Source organism: Methylomonas sp. 2BW1-5-20 (genome assembly GCF_052474515.1).
The window spans coordinates 2,906,822-2,924,075 of record NZ_CP184127.1; the positions used below are offsets into that span (position 1 = coordinate 2,906,822).

At 51.5% G+C, this 17,254-nt stretch carries 16 protein-coding genes; 5 read left to right on the forward strand and 11 right to left on the reverse strand.

The window, feature by feature from the left end; translation table 11 throughout:
- Positions 1 to 10: 10 nt before the first annotated feature.
- Entirely contained in the window at positions 11 to 202 is a 192-nt protein-coding gene (locus ACH50O_RS13250) for a (2Fe-2S)-binding protein (RefSeq protein ID WP_446808263.1), read from the reverse strand.
- 238 nt (positions 203 to 440) lie between these two features.
- Here ACH50O_RS13250 and ACH50O_RS13255 point away from each other — a divergent pair, with 238 nt between their 5' ends.
- The 5 genes from ACH50O_RS13255 to ACH50O_RS13275 are packed head-to-tail and all read left to right on the forward strand — an operon-like array spanning position 441 to position 6,408.
- Positions 441 to 917 carry a formate dehydrogenase subunit gamma gene (locus ACH50O_RS13255; RefSeq protein WP_446812147.1) on the forward strand — a complete coding sequence of 159 codons (477 nt, stop codon included), beginning with the start codon at positions 441 to 443 and terminating at the stop codon, positions 915 to 917.
- Positions 917 to 2,458 carry a formate dehydrogenase beta subunit gene (locus tag ACH50O_RS13260; protein WP_446808264.1) on the forward strand — a complete coding sequence of 514 codons (1,542 nt, stop codon included), beginning with the start codon at positions 917 to 919 and terminating at the stop codon, positions 2,456 to 2,458. The genes ACH50O_RS13255 and ACH50O_RS13260 overlap by 1 nt, the downstream gene beginning before the upstream one ends.
- 20 nt (positions 2,459 to 2,478) lie before the next feature.
- Entirely contained in the window at positions 2,479 to 5,331 is a 2,853-nt protein-coding gene (gene fdhF, locus ACH50O_RS13265) for a formate dehydrogenase subunit alpha (RefSeq protein WP_446808265.1), read from the forward strand.
- A 15-nt stretch (positions 5,332 to 5,346) separates the two neighbouring features.
- The gene (fdhD, locus tag ACH50O_RS13270) at positions 5,347 to 6,186 is read left to right on the forward strand and encodes a formate dehydrogenase accessory sulfurtransferase FdhD (protein WP_446808266.1); all 840 of its coding nucleotides are present in this window, start codon (positions 5,347 to 5,349) and stop codon (positions 6,184 to 6,186) included.
- A 3-nt stretch (positions 6,187 to 6,189) separates the two neighbouring features.
- Positions 6,190 to 6,408, forward strand: a complete 219-nt coding sequence (locus ACH50O_RS13275) for a formate dehydrogenase subunit delta (RefSeq protein WP_446808267.1) — start codon at positions 6,190 to 6,192, stop codon at positions 6,406 to 6,408.
- A gap of 152 nt (positions 6,409 to 6,560) precedes the next feature.
- Here ACH50O_RS13275 and ACH50O_RS13280 read toward each other — a convergent pair whose 3' ends face one another.
- From ACH50O_RS13280 to kdsA, 10 genes are all read right to left on the reverse strand, one after another.
- Complete coding sequence (locus tag ACH50O_RS13280) at positions 6,561 to 7,889, reverse strand: TolC family outer membrane protein (protein ID WP_446808268.1); 1,329 nt, start codon at positions 7,887 to 7,889, stop codon at positions 6,561 to 6,563.
- Positions 7,886 to 8,533, reverse strand: coding sequence for a response regulator transcription factor (locus ACH50O_RS13285; RefSeq protein ID WP_446808269.1), 648 nt, complete (start codon positions 8,531 to 8,533; stop codon positions 7,886 to 7,888). Before ACH50O_RS13285 ends, ACH50O_RS13280 begins: the two co-directional genes overlap by 4 nt.
- A 22-nt stretch (positions 8,534 to 8,555) precedes the next feature.
- Positions 8,556 to 9,914, reverse strand: coding sequence for an HlyD family type I secretion periplasmic adaptor subunit (locus tag ACH50O_RS13290; protein ID WP_446808270.1), 1,359 nt, complete (start codon positions 9,912 to 9,914; stop codon positions 8,556 to 8,558).
- Positions 9,914 to 12,064, reverse strand: coding sequence for a type I secretion system permease/ATPase (locus tag ACH50O_RS13295; RefSeq protein WP_446808271.1), 2,151 nt, complete (start codon positions 12,062 to 12,064; stop codon positions 9,914 to 9,916). Before ACH50O_RS13295 ends, ACH50O_RS13290 begins: the two co-directional genes overlap by 1 nt.
- Positions 12,065 to 12,175: 111 nt before the next feature.
- On the reverse strand, positions 12,176 to 13,213 hold the full coding sequence (gene truD, locus ACH50O_RS13300) for a tRNA pseudouridine(13) synthase TruD (RefSeq protein WP_446808272.1): 1,038 nt from the start codon (positions 13,211 to 13,213) through the stop codon (positions 12,176 to 12,178).
- A 370-nt stretch (positions 13,214 to 13,583) separates the two neighbouring features.
- The gene (gene ispF / locus ACH50O_RS13305; protein WP_446808273.1) at positions 13,584 to 14,057 is read right to left on the reverse strand and encodes a 2-C-methyl-D-erythritol 2,4-cyclodiphosphate synthase; all 474 of its coding nucleotides are present in this window, start codon (positions 14,055 to 14,057) and stop codon (positions 13,584 to 13,586) included.
- Positions 14,054 to 14,749: a 2-C-methyl-D-erythritol 4-phosphate cytidylyltransferase gene (ispD, locus tag ACH50O_RS13310; RefSeq protein ID WP_446808274.1), complete on the reverse strand. Its 696-nt coding sequence runs from the start codon at positions 14,747 to 14,749 to the stop codon at positions 14,054 to 14,056. Before ispD ends, ispF begins: the two co-directional genes overlap by 4 nt.
- Positions 14,750 to 14,752: 3 nt before the next feature.
- Positions 14,753 to 15,022, reverse strand: coding sequence for a septum formation initiator family protein (locus ACH50O_RS13315; protein ID WP_026146944.1), 270 nt, complete (start codon positions 15,020 to 15,022; stop codon positions 14,753 to 14,755).
- A 103-nt stretch (positions 15,023 to 15,125) separates the two neighbouring features.
- Positions 15,126 to 16,409: a phosphopyruvate hydratase gene (eno, locus tag ACH50O_RS13320; RefSeq protein ID WP_446808275.1), complete on the reverse strand. Its 1,284-nt coding sequence runs from the start codon at positions 16,407 to 16,409 to the stop codon at positions 15,126 to 15,128.
- Positions 16,410 to 16,418: 9 nt separating this feature from the next.
- Positions 16,419 to 17,252 (reverse strand): 3-deoxy-8-phosphooctulonate synthase, encoded by an 834-nt coding sequence (gene kdsA / locus ACH50O_RS13325; RefSeq protein WP_446808276.1) that lies wholly within the window; start codon positions 17,250 to 17,252, stop codon positions 16,419 to 16,421.
- Positions 17,253 to 17,254 lie beyond the last annotated feature (2 nt).

Below are 17,254 nucleotides of genomic sequence, written 5' to 3' on the forward strand. Positions count from 1 at the left end.
CTTATTGGAATTAAGCTGCGTGAGCCTGCATCGAGCGATTTTGCATATTTTCATCCAACAACGCCTTAATACTCGTTGCGCATTTTCCGCACACGCCACCCGCACCTGTACATTGCATCAATTGCCTGCGATTGCACACACCCTGATTAATTGCTTGAGTAACCTGCCTATCGGTGACTGCTTTACATACACAAACGTACATGATGCCCTCTCTTAAATCATATGCGTATTAATGATAACAATTATCATTTAAATGTAAAGCATCCTTCATCAAATTTTTTCCTTTCGAACTTCGCAAAGTAAAGACAGTCTCAACATGCAATTACTCAGCTTTGCTGAGGAAATACGCGGGATTGCGCCTCGAACCCGAATTGCAAACCCGGGTTTGTTCATGATTAAATAGGACGATAACCTTTTCGTCATTTATTACAGAGCCAATGATGCAAGACTATCAAACCCAAAAATCCACGGTGCTTGAAATCCTGGATACTCATCAAGCGATGCCGGGCAATCTGTTGCCGATTTTGCATGATATTCAGGACACCCTGGGCTACATCCCACCGGCGGCCGTAGCAGACATTTCCAAATCGCTGAATCTTTCCCAAGCGGAAGTACATGGGGTTATTAGTTTTTATCATTATTTTCGGGACACACCGCCAGGAAAACACACCATTCGCATTTGCCGGGCGGAATCGTGTCAAGCAATGAACGGTAAAGCCCTGGAAAGCCATGCTAAACAACAGCTTGGCATCGATTTTCACGAAACGACAGCCGACGGAGTTTTTTCGCTAGAACCGGTTTATTGCCTCGGTAACTGTGCTTGTTCTCCCTCGATTACAATAGATGACGAAGTCATTGGTCGCGTTACACCCGATAAATTCGATCGACTGCTAGCCACTTATAAAGGTGCAAAATAATGACCCGCGTATTCATATCCCGCGATTCCACCGCACTTTCCCTGGGTGCTGAACAAGTTGCCAAGGCCTTGGAACAGCATGCTGCCAGCAAAGGCCTATCAGCCGAAATCGTCCGCAACGGCTCGCGCGGATTGTTCTGGCTGGAACCCCTTGTAGAAGTCGAAACCAGCCAGGGCAGAATTGCCTATGGCCCCGTGCAAGCAGAAGATGTGGCATCTTTACTCGATGCCGGCTTGTTGGAAGGGAAGCAACACCCACTTTACTTAGGCAACATTGAAGAAATAGCTTATTTCAAAAATCAAAACCGTCTTACCTTTGCTCGCGTGGGCTTAACCGACCCAATCAATATCGACGACTATTTAGCTCACGATGGATACCGAGGCTTAAAAAATGCGTTGGCGTTACAAGCAACCGAGATCGTCAAGCAAGTGACTGACTCAGGCTTGCGCGGTCGCGGAGGCGCAGCGTTTCCGACCGGTATTAAATGGAACACGGTGTTAAACGCCCCCGCTGAGCAAAAATACATTGTATGCAACGCCGACGAAGGCGACTCGGGCACATTTTCCGATAGGATGGTAATGGAAGGAGACCCCTTCGTTTTGATCGAAGGCATGACCATTGCTGGCCTCGCTGTGGGCGCAACCCAAGGTTACATTTATCTGCGCGTCGAATACCCCCACGCCAAGATTGCCCTAAACCAAGCCATCGAAGCCGCCTACAAAAACGGTTATTTAGGTGAAAACATCCAAAACAGCGGCAAAACCTTCCACTTAGAGGTTCGTAGCGGCGCGGGGGCTTATATTTGCGGCGAAGAAACATCGTTGTTGGAAAGTTTGGAAGGCAAACGCGGATTGGTACGTTTTAAGCCGCCTCTTCCCGCTATCGTTGGCCTGTTCGGCAAACCCACCATCGTCAACAATGTCATTTCTTTGGCCTCCATTCCGGTGATCCTGGACAAAGGCGGCGAATATTATAAAAACTACGGCATGGGCCGTTCGCGCGGTACCCTACCCTTACAACTGGCGGGCAACATCAAACATCCGGGGTTGTTTGAAGTGGCTTTCGGCATGACCCTGCGCGAGCTGCTTTACGATTACGGCGGCGGCTCCGCTAGCGGTAGGCCGATACGGGCGGTTCAGGTTGGCGGTCCATTGGGCGCTTATCTGCACGAAGGCCAGTTCGATACCCCGTTGGATTACGAAGCCTTCGCGGCAATTTCAGCGGTGCTGGGACATGGCGGCATTGTGGTTCATGACGACACCGTCAACATGGCCGACATGGCGCGTTATGCGATGGAATTTTGTGTGGAAGAATCCTGCGGCAAATGCACACCTTGCCGGATCGGATCGACACGTGGCGTTGAAGTTATAGACCGCATCGTCGATGGCGCGCAAAAGGATAAAAATACCGTGTTGTTGCGCGACTTGTGTGACACCATGACTTACGGATCTTTGTGTGCGATGGGCGGCATGACACCTTTCCCGGTGTTGAGCGCGCTGAATCATTTCCCTGAAGACTTTGGCCTCCCCGCCAAAGCCTGATCGATTACCAGGAGATAAATATGTCTGCCAATAACGAAATAGATTACGGAACTCCCGCGAGTTCGTCTGCAAATCAAGTCACTCTGGAAATCGACGGCCACAAGGTCACTGTCGCTGCCGGCAGTTCCGTGATGCGCGCCGCCGCAGAAGCCGGGGTCAGCATCCCTAAACTGTGCGCCACCGACAGCCTCGATCCATTCGGCTCGTGCCGGATGTGTCTGGTACAAATCGAAGGCGCGCGCGGCTATCCGGCCTCCTGCACGACACCGGTCGCGGATGGCATGAAGGTCTGTACCCAGAACGATAAATTGGCCAGCATCAGACGCGGCATCGCCGAACTGTATATCTCCGATCACCCCTTAGACTGTCTGACCTGCGCCGCCAACGGCGACTGCGAATTGCAGGATACCGTCGGCCAAGTCGGCTTGCGTGAGGTGCGTTACGGCTTCGATGGCGAAAATCATCTGGGCTCCGAAAAAGACGTCAGCAACCCGTATTTCAGTTTCGATCCATCGAAATGTATCGTCTGTTCGCGTTGCGTGCGCGCTTGCGAAGAAGTGCAAGGCACCTTCGCCTTGACCATCGATGGCCGCGGTTTCGACTCCAAAGTCTCTCCCGGTCAAAATCAGCCGTTCATGGAATCCGAATGCGTGTCCTGTGGCGCTTGCGTGCAGGTGTGCCCGACCGCGACGCTGATGGAAAAATCGGTAATCGATAATGGCGTACCGGAACACAGCACTATTACCACCTGCGCCTATTGTGGCGTCGGTTGCTCATTCAAGGCCGAAATGAAAGGCGAGCAACTGGTACGCATGGTGCCCGACAAAAACGGTCAGGCCAACCACGGTCACTCTTGCGTCAAAGGCCGTTTCGCGTTTGGTTATGCGACTCACAAAGACCGCATCACCACACCGATGGTCCGGGAAAAAATTTCCGATCCTTGGCGCGAAGTCAGTTGGGAAGAAGCTATCGGATTTGCCGCAAGCAAATTGAAAGGCATTCAAGCTAAATATGGTAAAGATTCTATCGGCGGCATTACCTCGTCTCGTTGCACCAACGAAGAAACCTATCTAGTGCAAAAATTGATCCGCGCCGGCTTTGGTAACAACAATGTCGATACTTGCGCCCGCGTCTGCCATTCGCCAACCGGCTACGGTTTAAAAAGCACATTTGGCGAGTCGTCCGGCACCCAAACCTTTGACTCGGTAATGCAGTCCGATGTGATTATGGTAATAGGCGCTAACCCGACCGACGGCCACCCGGTATTCGGTTCGATGATGAAACGCCGCTTACGCCAAGGTGCGAAATTGATTGTGATTGATCCGCGCAGTATCGACCTGGTCAGCAACAGCCCGCACGTCAAAGCCAACTATCATCTGAAACTACGTCCTGGCACTAACGTTGCGGTTGTAACCGCATTAGCTCACGTGATCGTCACCGAAGGCTTGGCGGACGAAAAATTCGCGTTGGAACGTTGCGATGTCGAGTCGTTTAACAAATGGAAAACCTTCGTTGCGCTGCCTCAACATTCACCGGAAGCCGTTGCCGAAGTGACCGGCGTGCCCGCCGAGAGCATGCGGGCGGCAGCCCGCTTGTACGCAACGGGCGGTAATGGTGCAATCTATTACGGTTTGGGCGTTACCGAACATAGCCAAGGTTCGACTACCGTCATAGGTATCGCCAATTTAGCGATGGCTACCGGCAATATTGGCCGCGACGGCGTCGGCGTCAATCCATTGCGCGGACAAAATAACGTGCAAGGCTCTTGCGATATGGGTTCGTTCCCGCACGAGTTCGTCGGTTATCGCCATGTTTCCGACTCGCAAACTCGCGCTCAATTCGAAACAGCCTGGAACGTGGCACTGTCCTCCGAACCTGGCTTACGCATCCCTAATATGTTTGCTGCCGCTATCGACGGCAGTTTCAAAGGCTTGTACGTACAAGGCGAAGACATCGCCCAATCCGACCCTGACATCACCCATGTACATCACGCACTGCGTGAACTGGAATGCTTGGTCGTACAAGACATTTTCCTGAACGAAACGGCTAAATTTGCCCATGTATTTTTACCAGGCTCCTCGTTCCTGGAAAAAAACGGCACATTTACCAACGCTGAGAGGCGGATCTCACCGGTTCGTAAAGTCATGACGCCACTGGGCGGCAAGGAAGATTGGGAAGTGACCCAGGATTTGTCCAACGCGTTGGGTTATCCGATGAATTACAGTCATCCTTCGGAAATCATGGATGAAATCGCTGCGCTGACGCCGCAATTTGCCGGCGTCAGTTACGAAAAAATCGACGAAATGGGCAGTATTCAATGGCCTTGCAACGACGAAACCCCGGACGGCACACCGATTATGCACGCCGATCACTTCGTCCGCGGCAAAGGTCGTTTCATGCTTACAGAATACGTTGCCACGGAAGAGCGTACCAGCAGCAAATATCCGCTGATTCTGACAACCGGCCGAATCTTGTCGCAATACAACGTCGGGGCGCAAACCCGCCGTACCGAAAACGTTGCCTGGCATGAAGAAGACCGTCTGGAATTGCACCCGCACGATGCCGAAGTCTTGGGCATCAGCGATGGCGATTGGTGCGGTGTAAAAAGCCGCTCCGGCGAAACGGTATTGCGGGCCAGAGTGACCGACCGCATGCAACCAGGGGTGGTTTATACCACTTTCCACTTCCCACATTCGGGTGCCAACGTGATCACTACCGATAACTCGGACTGGGCAACCAACTGCCCGGAATATAAGGTCACTGCGGTGCATGTCGCCAAAGTCGCGCAACCGTCGGCATGGCAACGGGAATATCAAGACTTTTCCGATAATCAGTTGTCTTTGCTGGAAAACCGCATCGCGGTCAACGAGTAAGTTTTCCGCCGGCTTATGGATGCAGTCTCAACTGAACTAGGCTGGACCAGCTATCGAACCGGTACGTTCGATAGCTGGCGAGGCCCCGTTCATACCGCCAAGGAAGATTATGTCGCCGAAGAAGTACCGGTGGTGTTGGTCTACAACACCATTCCCCATGTGGTGATGCTGACTACCCCTCTGAATTTGGAAGATTTTGCACTGGGTTTCAGCTTGACCGAGGAAATCATCGGTCATCCGGCGGAATTGCAATCGGTGCGCGTCGTTCAGCGCTCCAAAGGCGTGGAAGTGCGGATGACTATTCCGGAAACGCGGTTCCAGAATCTACACGGCAAAGGCAAAAACATGACAGGCCGGACCGGCTGCGGATTATGCGGCGCCACCACCTTGGAGCAAGCCATTCGGCGTCCGCGTCAGGTTGGTCAAGGGTTGGCGCTTAGTGCCCAGCTATTGACTAGCGGTTTCTCTGACATGGCGCAAAAGCAATCCCTCAACTTACTCACCGGCGCAGTTCACGCGGCAGCTTGGCTACATCCGGAACGCGGCATAGTCACGGTGCGGGAAGACGTAGGCCGGCATAATGCGCTGGATAAATTGATCGGCTCGCTAGCCAAGGCTAACACCAACTTTGAAAACGGCTGGTTACTGGTGACCAGTCGCGCCAGCTATGAAATGGTACAAAAGGCTGCCAGCGTCGGCATCACCTTGCTGGCAGCCATATCCGCACCCACCGCGTTGGCCATCCAATTGGCGGACGAGTGCGGACTGACCCTGGTTGGCTTTACCCGCCACGAGAATCACATGATCTACACTCACCCTCATCGTTTACAACATTATCAAGAATCAGCCGCATAAATCATGGATAACGACAATCTCATTAAAATGGCCAACAATATTGGTGCTTTTTTTAAATCAGAACCCGACCGGGAACAGGCCGTTAAAGGTATTGAGCAACATATCAGAAACTTTTGGGAACCGCGCATGCGTAAGGCCATTGTCGAGTATGTGCAACAAGGCGGCACCGAATTATTGGATATCGTGTCGGAGGCCGTATTGCATATCGCTAAACCCTCTTGAGCTTATCCTCGGATGGCTTATTAAAATAAGCATCTGCATTCGCCCGCGCTATTCGAACAATTTAATCGGAAATATCTTTCCCCAAATGCCGGTTATTTGGGGAAAACTTCTTCAGAAATCTCGCAAATTGTTCACTTAAGATAGCAAACGTCTTAATCGGCGGAGCTTAGCGGTTGAACTTCTGTCGGTAAGGTTGTACCCAAATGTTTATTCAACTGGCCTTTACTGGCCAGAATCCGAAATTGTGAAAACAACTCGTCGTATTTGGCATTGATATACGAACTTTTGGCGATATAGGCTTCGTTAAAGGTATCCAACAAATCCAATAGCGTACGCTGACCGATATTGAATTGCTGTTGATAAGCAGTGATGGTCTTCTCGCTGGAATCGACGTGCTGTTTAAAAAACTCCAATTGGCTTTTCACCGTTTGATGAGCCACCCACGACAAACGCATACTCTCTATCACCTGCCTATGGGTATTATCGCGAATATCCTTGGCTTGATTGATTAATTGAGCAGTTTGCTCGCGACGAGCCATGTCCTTACCGCCGTTGAAAATGTTATAGCGCATGCGCAGCATCGCGGTCATATCGGAGTTAGTGCCGCGAATACCGTCCAGATTGTAATTATGACTAACGCCGGTTTCGATATCGAAACGCGGAAAATAAGGGGCTCTAGCCGTGCTATGCTGGGCAAAAGCCGAATCGATATCCGAATTGGCGGACTTCAAAATCGGATGATCTGCCAACGCCTCTTCTATGGCTTGATCCAGCGACTGCGGTAAGGCGCTACCTGGCGCCTGTATCGGCTGAATGCCTTCCGGCAAGGTGCCGATGACTCGCAAGAAACTGGTTTCGGCATCTTTCAAATTACCTATTTCGGACAACACGTTTCTTTCCGCCAATGCCACCCGGCCCATGGACTGATCGACGTCGGCTCTTTTACCCACGCCTCGTTCGCTACGCAACTTGATCTGATCATTCGTCCCCTGATGCCGTTGCAGGTTTTCCTTGGCCAGATTTAACAACTCCTGGCGCCGCAACACCTTGATGTAGGCTTCTACGCCGTCTAACGCGGTAATTTCCGATTGGCCGAACACCGTGTAAGCCCGCGAATCGGTGCGAGCTTCCTGCCTATTTACTTCACTGGGAGTCGCTAAACCGTCGAACAGCATTTGCCTAACCTGAATGGCCCCTTCTTCCCGATGGTAAAAAACCGAACCATCGCCACGACCACGCGTTGTAGGATTATTGGATTCTTCCCAACCGATGCCGGCCGTCACGTCCACAGTAGGGAAATATCCCGCTTTGGCTTGGCCGATTTCCTCCTCCACAGCACGCCTCTCGGATTTGGCGGCTTGAATTTTCGGATTTTCATCCAACACCTTTTGAATAGATTCCTGTAGGCTCAATGCTTGGCTGGCCGATGCGCAAGCCAAGTGCATTGCAACGCCCATACCCAATTTCCGGCTGAATTTCATGAGGCTCCTCTGTGGTATTGATCGATTTCTTTTAACAATATGGCTAACCGCAATCTGTCATCGACATGTAATTTCCTAAAAATCGAAGACAAATGGGCTTTCACTGTTCGTTCGGATATATTCATCGCAAAAGCAATCCGTTTATTACTTTCGCCTTGACGTATCATGTTGGCCACTTCCAGTTCCCGCGCGGATAAACTGGCCAGCTTTTTCAGCTTTTGTTCGGTATCGACAGTATTAGGTGTCAAATGTGTCCGTCTGGCGCTGGTCAGTACGCCGATTACCTTGGGTACCAAAGCGCGGCGGATCCAAATATCGCCGGCCAAAATACAGGCTACAGCCCGCGTCAACAGCTCCGGCGCCTCGGATTGATCGCAATAACCGGCAGCGCCGTTAATCAGCACTTCGATCTGCTTTTGTTCCGGCCAGTCCGCCCCCATAACCAGAAAACGGGCGTTTTTGTTAGAAAAAACCGATAGCAAACTGGCGTCGTCATCCAGTTTTTTCGCATCGAAAATGACTGCATCGGCCGTGTATTCGCTGCGGATACTATGCAGCATACTTACGTTATATTCCGCGATCAACGCATGAGTCCATTGCGCCGTCAGCTGAGGGTTGTTGGAATAAATCAGTATGTTGGCCACAAATATAAGATATTGTCTTGGGTTATCGTTCTCTTAAAGCCCTATCCCTGGCTTTCAATATCGGCTTTAAGAGGTAATCGAGCACTGTTTTTTTTCCGGTCAAAATATCGACTTCAGCCGTCATCCCGGCAATGATTTCGAGTCTAACACCGCCTTTTTCCAGATAATTTTTAGCGGTGCGCAAACGAATCAAATAATAACTTTCCTCGTCCTTCCGGTCGCCGGGGATGCTATCCGCGCTGATATGTTCCAAGGACGCATCCAGGCCGCCGTATATCGAAAAATCATAGGCGCTTAGTTTTACCACAGCTTTCTGTCCAGGGCGAAGAAAAGCAATGTCCGCAGGGCGAATTTTTGCTTCGATCAACAACTGATCTTCCAAAGGCACAATTTCCAATAGATCCATTCCGGGTTGGATGACGCCGCCGACTGTAGCCACCTTGATGCGCTTTACCGTCCCTTTTACCGGCGACAACACCCTAGTACGACTCACCCTGTCCTCCAAGGCCACCGCCGACTCGGAAGTACGATCCAACTCGGCCTTGACTTCATTTAACTCTTTCAAGGCTTCGGTCTTGAAACGGCTCTTGATCTCCGCCAGTTTATTGCGCGCCTCGTCCAACGACGAACGCAAACGCGGCACCGCTAAATTAGCGGAATTCAAGTCGCCTTTCAAATCGTTGGCGGCCCGCTGTAATCGCAGCAATTCAACTTGAGACATCGCACCATCCGCCACCAGCGGTTCGGACATTTTCACTTCATCCTGCAATAGTTTGTAGCTACGCGCCAACTGATCGCTTTTCGACTGAATCTCGATAATTTCCTGCTCTTTTTGCCTAACTTGCTCGGCAAAAATATCGGTATTGGATTTTATTTCATTCTGCTTGGAAGCCAACAGCTGTTTAACATTTTCAGCGATTTGCGGTGCGTTTTTCAAAACCTCTTCCGGTATGAGCAACGGCGTGCCATTAATCTCGGCATTCAAGCGCGCAGTATTTGCCAGCAATTCGTAATACTTTAACTTGGCTTCCTTAAACGACGACGCAAAACGCACTTGATCCAATTGCAACAACACTTGATCCTTATCCACCAGCTGGCCTTCCTGCACCAGAATCTCCGAGACGATGCCGCCTTCCAGATTCTGCACCACCTGCACTTGGCTGGACGGTATAGTTTTGCCTTCGCCGCGCGTGACTTCGTCCAATGTAGCAAATCCGGCCCATACCAAGGCTACAACGACAAAAACCACGGAACAGCACAAAATCAAATGACTTTGCAAAGGCAATTCGTACAAATTGGCAGCGTTAACATCGCTCAGAAAGCGCTGATCTTCGGCGCGGTAACGATGCCTAGCCCGCCATTCGGCGATTTTGTTCAGCATCAGCCGGCTACCTTGATTTGACCCTGACGCAAAGCTTCCAACACATGTTCCTTCGGCCCGTCGGCCACCATACGTCCGCCGTCCATCACAATCAATCTATCCACCAAACTGAGCAGCGACATCCGGTGCGTGACCAAAATCAAAGTCTGTTGCTGCAATTGCAAGGCGAAACGTTGTTTAAACGCCTCTTCGCTGCTGTTATCCATCGCGTTGGTCGGCTCGTCCATAATAAAAATCGGCGGCGACAACAATAATGCTCTGGCCAGCACGATACTCTGCCGCTGTCCACCGGATAAAGACGCCCCGCGTTCGCCGACCTGCAAATCGAAGCCGGCCGGATGCTTGCTGACAAAATGATCGACGCCGGCAATCTCGGCAGCCTTTAACACCGCACCATCGTCCACATAAGCCGAGCCCAGCACGATATTGTCTTTCACACTACCAAACATCAATGAAATATCTTGCGGCACATAACCGATTTGCCGACGTAAATCGGCAGGGTCGATTTGGCGAATATCGGCGCCATCTATTAAAATAGAACCTTCCTGGGCCTGATATAAACCCAGCATTAACTTTTCCAGCGTACTCTTACCGGAACCAATCCGGCCGATAAAACCCACACGTTCGCCGGCCCTGATCTTAAAGGACACTCCGTCCAGAGCCTTGACCGGCTGTTGCGGATAGCTGAAACCGACATGTTTGAATTCTATCTCGCCGTTAAAACGCGGCCTATGCAAATATTCCTTAGCGCTCTCGCGCTCCACCGGCAAAGCCATCATTCGATTTAATGACCCCAGAGCTGCGACAGCCTGATGGTAGCGAGTCAATAAAGCCGCCACTTGTCCGACCGGAGCCAACGCCCGCGAGGTCAGCATCGTGCAAGCCACCAAGCCGCCGGTAGTTAAATCGCCATCGGTAATCCGATAAACGCCGGCGAATACGACCAGAACCGCCGCCAACTGCTGCAAGAATGCGGTTAAATTTACGGTCAAACCGGCATAGAAACGGGATTTTAAGCCCAGCCTGGCAATTTCGCCGATATTCTGCTCCCATCGTTGTTGCAACTGCCCTTCCGCACCAACGGTCTTTATGGCTTCCAGATTCGTCAAGGCTTCTACTAATGTGGCATTTTTTTCACCGCCGAACCTGAATAGGGCGCTGATGGTGTGTTTTAACGGCGCTTGCAAGGCGACACCGATTAAAATTGCCATAGGCAAAATGGCCAATGGAATTAATGCCAAGGATCCGCCAACACTATAAATAATCAGTAAAAACAAAAACAAAAACGGCAAGTCGATTATTGCCACCAACGTCGCCGAGGTCAAAAACTCGCGAAACGTCTCAAACTCGCTTAAATTGTTGGCAAATGCGCCAACCGATGGCGGCCTGGCTTCCATCCGCAGATTCATCAATTTTTCGAAAATAGTGGCGGATAAAATAATATCCGCCCGCTTACCCGCTGCATCCACAAAATAACTGCGGAGCAGCTTCATCGCCAATTCGAAACTCAACACAATCAGCACGCCCAAGCTCAGTACCCACAGGGTTTCCAGCGCATGATTCGGCACCACTCTGTCGTACACGTTCATAAAAAACAGTGGCGACGCCAAGGCGAATAGATTGATTAGTAAGGAGGCGGCCAGCACTTCCGCGTAGATAGGCCAGGACTTGAACAAGACATCCCAAAACCAGTGTTTGACCTTAGGTACCGCCGATTCCGAGGTGCGGCCGTCAAAGCGGTGCCGCAACTGCACAAAAAAGGCCGTACCGCTATAAATTGCCTGCAGTTCCTGCGGACTGACGGTCTTTTCGCCGCTGTCGGTTTCCGGCAAAATCACCGTGTAACTTTCATCACTTTTCGCTATCAATACGCAGGCATTGCCGTCTTCTAGCAATAACACCGCCGGCAAGACTAAATTGGAAACTTTCTCTAAGGGCCGACGCAGCAAGCGGCTGGTCAAACCGGCACGTTCAGCGGCGCGCACGAACAATGCCGGCGTCAATTTATTATCGACTAAGGGCAGTCCGGCCACCAAAGCCGTTGCGGTTTGCGGGATATGTAACAGTTTGCAGACCGACAGTAAAGCCAATAATAGAGGATCGTCAAATGTGGAATCTGCTGGTCCGGATATCTGGCCGCTATCAGGCATGTAGGATGTGAATAGAAGTTAGGGTTTGTATAACGCTAGAACACGCTATTGTACTTAAGTATTATAAATTGATGCGATTACAACCCAAAATGCATTTTTATCAAAGCAATTTCAAAAACCGACGTCTGGTGCATCGCCGATAATTTCCCGTAATAAGGCTGTAGCGTAGCTACCGGCGGGCAGTGCGAAGCTCAACTTTAATTGCTTATCCAACCATTGCCAGCTCAGGTCTCGCGGCAATGTCCGCAAGGCCCGACGGTCGGCTTCCAGATCAAACGCCAGCAAGCCGTCGGCCATGGATGCGTTAACGGCAATCACGGCGTTTTCTATCGCACCGGCCTCAGCCGTGGCAACCTTACCACCACGGCCCCACATGATGCCGGTGGGATGAATATCGCCCTGCTCGACACGTGTCGGCAGGCTGGCATCGTTGCTAGTGTCGGTAAAACAGCTATTACTACCGTCCAACTTGAATACATCGCCGTTTATTGCACGCTGCCAATTGGCTTGCTCAACGCGCTGCGCCAGGATCAAATTGAACAAATACGAGCGCGCCGCCGATAAATACAGAGAACGTTGTTCCCGCTTGACCTTGGCGCCGGCAAACATAGCCAATGCGCGATCAATATTTTGGCCGTGATGCCCGAAACGCTGGGGCCCGAAGTAATTCGGAAAACCCTGGGCTTTAATCAGTTGCAATTGCTTTTCGGCAAGTTCTTGGTCGCCCGTCCAATTACGGATCAGCAACGTAAATCGATTGCAGGCCAAAACGCCACGCTTCAGCTTACGAGCGTGACGCATCGTTTGCAGTATTTTCAACTGATCGGTTTCGATAGCTGACCAATCCGGACCTTCCTTACCCGGCAGCCACACGCTAAACCATTGCCGAGTGCGACCGTGTCTGTCCTTCAGGCCGGCGAAGCAGACATCACGCTGTCTGATACCAGCATGACGAGCCAACTGCCGCGCAACATATTCGGTGTTTTCGCCGATTTTTTCGATATGTAGAAAGATATGCTCGCCGCTGCCCTCCGGCTCGAAAGACAGGATTTCTTCGACGACAAAATCCTCGGGCTCGGTTTTGATGTCGCCAGTGCCGGACGGACCACCGAAGGCGTAGGGCCATTCGGGTAAGCTAAAATCTGTCATTGGGTATGAAAATGTCTTAGGTCATGTTGCAGTGAAATTGTCAGGGAACGCTAAGCGCACCCTGACCTACCTGACTGAGGGAAGACACTTTGATGCCAATACATGCCAGGAGCACTGAACCAGTGAGCGTTTCGGCTGTTTTCAAACTGTGCGAGTTGATGCATAGGAATCCGATAACGCCAGAAAAGAGCAATCAGGTCACGCAAAGCTTCTGCGGAAATGTTACGCGACCTGACAATCAAAGTATCTTGATCCCACTGTACAAAGCAGGAGATTTCTCTGGCCCACTCGAACAAGTGTTTCTCATCAAGTTGGGAGCCGAAGGTGATACCGGAACAGTCGAGGCGAACCATGCTTTAGCTAAAAGCTATTATTTCTCGATCAACACCACCGCCTGCACAGCGATGCCTTCCTTGCGGCCTTCAAAACCCAGCTTTTCGGTGGTGGTGGCTTTGACATTGATGAAATCGACATCGACAGCCAAGTCGGCAGCAATATTGGCGCGCATGGCCGGCACGTGCGGGAGCATTTTCGGCGCCTGGGCGATGATGGTCACATCGGCATTGACTAATTTGTAACCTTTTTCCTGGACGATTTTATAAACATGCCGCAGCAACACGCGGCTGTCGGCACCTTTGAACTCAGGGTCGGTATCTGGGAAATGTTTGCCGATGTCGCCCAGCGCTGCCGCGCCGAGAATTGCATCGGTCAGCGCATGCAGCACCACATCGCCGTCGGAATGGGCTTCCAGGCCTTTTTCGTAAGGAATGGTAACGCCACCGAGAATAATGTGGTTGCCGTCGTTGAAACGGTGGACGTCGTAGCCTTGGCCGACTCGAATCATGCTTGTTGCTCCATATAAAATTGCGCCAGCGCCAGATCTTCGGGCCGGGTGATTTTGATGTTATCGGGGCGGCCTTCGACGATCTTCGGCTGAAAGCCCAACAGTTCCAATGCGCTAGCTTCGTCGGTAATGGCCGGATTGCCTTCGGTTTGCTGCAAAGCATCTCGCAGCATGCCGTATTTGAACATTTGCGGTGTCAACGCCCGCCAGACATGTTTTCGGTCTATCGTTGCGGTAATCGTGTCGGCTTCGACGTGTTTCAGCGTATCGTGTGAAGACAGCGCCAGAATGCCGCCGACTGCATCGTCTTTTAGGGTATCGATTTGCAGACGGATGTCTGAGGCGGTAAGACAAGGCCGGGCGGCGTCATGCACCAACACCCAGTCGTCTTCAGCGGCCTGGCCTTGCAAAGACTTCAGCGCCGACAACACCGAATCGGCCCGTTCCTTGCCGCCCGGTGCGGTAATTACCTGAGGATTCCTGGACACATCCAACTCCGGCCAATAGGGATCTTCAACTGAAATCGCCACCGCCACAGCTTGAAAAGCGCCGGATTCCAATAAGCGGTTTAAGGTATGTTCGATGACGGTTTTGCCGGCCAGCGGCAGATATTGTTTGGGGCGGTCGGCTTGCATGCGTTTGCCAACGCCGGCTGCCGGGACTACCGCCCAGCATTTGAGAATTTGATTCATGCTCTACTCAAGCACTTGAAAGAAGGTTTCGTTTTCCTTGATCATGCCCAGCTCGTAGCGGGCGCGTTCTTCGATGGTCTCCAGACCACGGCGCAAATCCAGCACCTCGGCATACAGGGAATCGTTGCGTTCCTTTTTTTCCTGCGCTTCCTTGGTCAGGGTATCGAGGCGTTCCCGATAGTCACTAATCTGCGAGACGCTGGCATCACCTAGCCACAACCGATACTGGAAGTGAACAATCAACAGGATGATGATGGCGATCAGGGTTTTAATGGCTGCTCTCGATCTGTAAGGTGGGTTGCACCCGAAAGAGTGCAACCCAACAATAAAGCAATCCGTTGGGTTTCGACTTACGCCTAACCCAACCTACGCTTTTTTATTTCAGCATTTTGAACGCGCTGCGGCCGGCGTATTTGGCTTTATCGCCCAACTCGTCTTCGATTTTCATCAGACGGTTGTATTTAGCAACCCGGTCGGAACGGCTCAACGAACCGGTTTTGATTTGGCCGGTGCCGGTGGCAACAACCAAGTCGGCGATAGTGGTGTCTTCGGTTTCACCGGAACGGTGAGAAACCACCGCGCTGTAACCCGCAGCAGACGCCATATCGATAGCAGCCAGGGTTTCGGTCAAAGTGCCGATTTGGTTAACCTTGATCAGGATGGAGTTGGCAATGCCTTTCTCGATACCTTCTTTCAGGATAGCAGGGTTAGTTACGAACAAATCGTCGCCGACCAATTGGATTTTGTCGCCTAATTTTTCGGTTTGATATTTCCAGCCGTCCCAGTCGTTTTCGTCCAGACCGTCTTCGATCGAGATGATGGGGTATTTATCAACCCACGCGGCCAGGAAATCGACCATCTCTGTAGAATTGAAGCTGCGATTTTCCGCAGACAACACGTACTTGCCGTCGTCAAAGTACTCGGAAGCAGCAGCATCCATACCCAAATAGATGTCAACGCCTGCTTTGTAACCGGCTTTTTCGATCGCTTCCAGGATTACTTCGATGGCTTCTTCGTTAGACGACAGGTTAGGCGCGAAACCGCCTTCGTCGCCTACAGTGGTGGCCAAACCGCGGCTTTTCAATACTTTAGCCAGGTTGTGGAATACTTCGGCACCGTAACGGATCGCTTCGCGGAAAGTCGGTGCGCCGACAGGCAGAATCATGAATTCTTGCAAGTCAACGCTGTTATCAGCGTGCGAACCGCCGTTGATGATGTTCATCATCGGTACAGGCAGAATAAATTCGCCGGATTTGTTCAGGAATTTGTACAACGGTACGCCGGCTTCTTGAGCAGCAGCGCGCGCGGCAGCCATGGAAACGCCCAGAATCGCATTGGCGCCAATGCGGCTTTTGCTAGGCGTGCCGTCCAAGGCAATCATTTTTGCATCCAATGCGGCTTGGTTGTTGGCATCCATACCCACGACGGCTTCACGGATTTCGGTATTGACGAAGTTAACGGCATTCAATACGCCTTTGCCCAGATAACGGGATTTATCGCCGTCGCGCAATTCGATCGCTTCGCGCTCGCCGGTGGAGGCGCCGGATGGCACCATCGCGCTGCCGATGATGCCGGATGCCAAATACACTTCCGCTTCAACGGTCGGGTTACCGCGTGAATCCAGAACTTCTCTTGCCTTTACATCTACTATTCTTGCCATTATTTTGCCCTATAGAGTGGTTTCAATCAGGCTGGTGGATTTAACAGCCCGGTCTATCGTTACTAACATTTCCAATAATTCTTTCATGCGGTGCAAGGGCCAGGAATTGGGGCCGTCGCTCAACGCTTCTTCGGGTTTGGGATGCGATTCCATGAAAAGCCCGGCAATGCCCACTGCGACTGCGGCGCGCGCCAGAACTGGCACGTGCTCGCGCTGACCGCCGGATACATTGCCTTGACCGCCGGGCAACTGTACGGAATGTGTGGCGTCGAATACCACCGGGCACCCGGTGTCGCGCATCACAGCCAGCGAACGCATGTCCGAAACCAAATTATTATAGCCAAACGACACACCGCGCTCGCAAACCATGATTTGCTGATTACCGGTGGCTTTGGCTTTGGCGGCGACATTGGCCATATCCCAAGGCGCTAAAAATTGGCCTTTTTTGATATTTACGGGTTTGCCCAAGGCCGCTACGCTTTGGATGAAATTGGTCTGGCGGCACAAAAACGCCGGGGTTTGCAGCACATCGACCACCGCAGCGACTTCTGCCAGTGGCGTGTCTTCATGCACGTCGGTCAAAACCGGCACATGTAATTGCTGCTTCACCTTTTCCAGTATCTGCAAACCTTTTTCGACGCCCGGACCGCGAAAACTGCCTAATGATGAACGGTTGGCTTTGTCGAACGAGGACTTATAAATAAATGGAATATTCAACTCGTCCGCTATTTCTTTCAATTTACCGGCGGTATCCAGGGTCATTTGTTCGCTTTCGATGACACAGGTGCCGGCGATCAGGAAAAACGGCTGATCCAAGCCGACTTCGAAATTACATAATTGCATGT

Excerpts from the sequence above, each read along its gene's own strand:
- ACH50O_RS13250 (WP_446808263.1), bottom strand. The coding sequence starts at position 202 with ATGTACGTTTGTGTATGTAAAGCAGTCACCGATAGGCAGGTTACTCAA.
- ACH50O_RS13255 (WP_446812147.1), top strand. The coding sequence starts at position 441 with ATGCAAGACTATCAAACCCAAAAATCCACGGTGCTTGAAATCCTGGAT.
- ACH50O_RS13260 (WP_446808264.1), top strand. The coding sequence starts at position 917 with ATGACCCGCGTATTCATATCCCGCGATTCCACCGCACTTTCCCTGGGT.
- fdhF (WP_446808265.1), top strand. The coding sequence starts at position 2,479 with ATGTCTGCCAATAACGAAATAGATTACGGAACTCCCGCGAGTTCGTCT.
- fdhD (WP_446808266.1), top strand. The coding sequence starts at position 5,347 with ATGGATGCAGTCTCAACTGAACTAGGCTGGACCAGCTATCGAACCGGT.
- ACH50O_RS13275 (WP_446808267.1), top strand. The coding sequence starts at position 6,190 with ATGGATAACGACAATCTCATTAAAATGGCCAACAATATTGGTGCTTTT.
- ACH50O_RS13280 (WP_446808268.1), bottom strand. The coding sequence starts at position 7,889 with ATGAAATTCAGCCGGAAATTGGGTATGGGCGTTGCAATGCACTTGGCT.
- ACH50O_RS13290 (WP_446808270.1), bottom strand. The coding sequence starts at position 9,914 with ATGCTGAACAAAATCGCCGAATGGCGGGCTAGGCATCGTTACCGCGCC.
- ACH50O_RS13295 (WP_446808271.1), bottom strand. The coding sequence starts at position 12,064 with ATGCCTGATAGCGGCCAGATATCCGGACCAGCAGATTCCACATTTGAC.
- truD (WP_446808272.1), bottom strand. The coding sequence starts at position 13,213 with ATGACAGATTTTAGCTTACCCGAATGGCCCTACGCCTTCGGTGGTCCG.
- ispF (WP_446808273.1), bottom strand. The coding sequence starts at position 14,057 with ATGATTCGAGTCGGCCAAGGCTACGACGTCCACCGTTTCAACGACGGC.
- ispD (WP_446808274.1), bottom strand. The coding sequence starts at position 14,749 with ATGAATCAAATTCTCAAATGCTGGGCGGTAGTCCCGGCAGCCGGCGTT.
- eno (WP_446808275.1), bottom strand. The coding sequence starts at position 16,409 with ATGGCAAGAATAGTAGATGTAAAGGCAAGAGAAGTTCTGGATTCACGC.
- kdsA (WP_446808276.1), bottom strand. The coding sequence starts at position 17,252 with ATGCAATTATGTAATTTCGAAGTCGGCTTGGATCAGCCGTTTTTCCTG.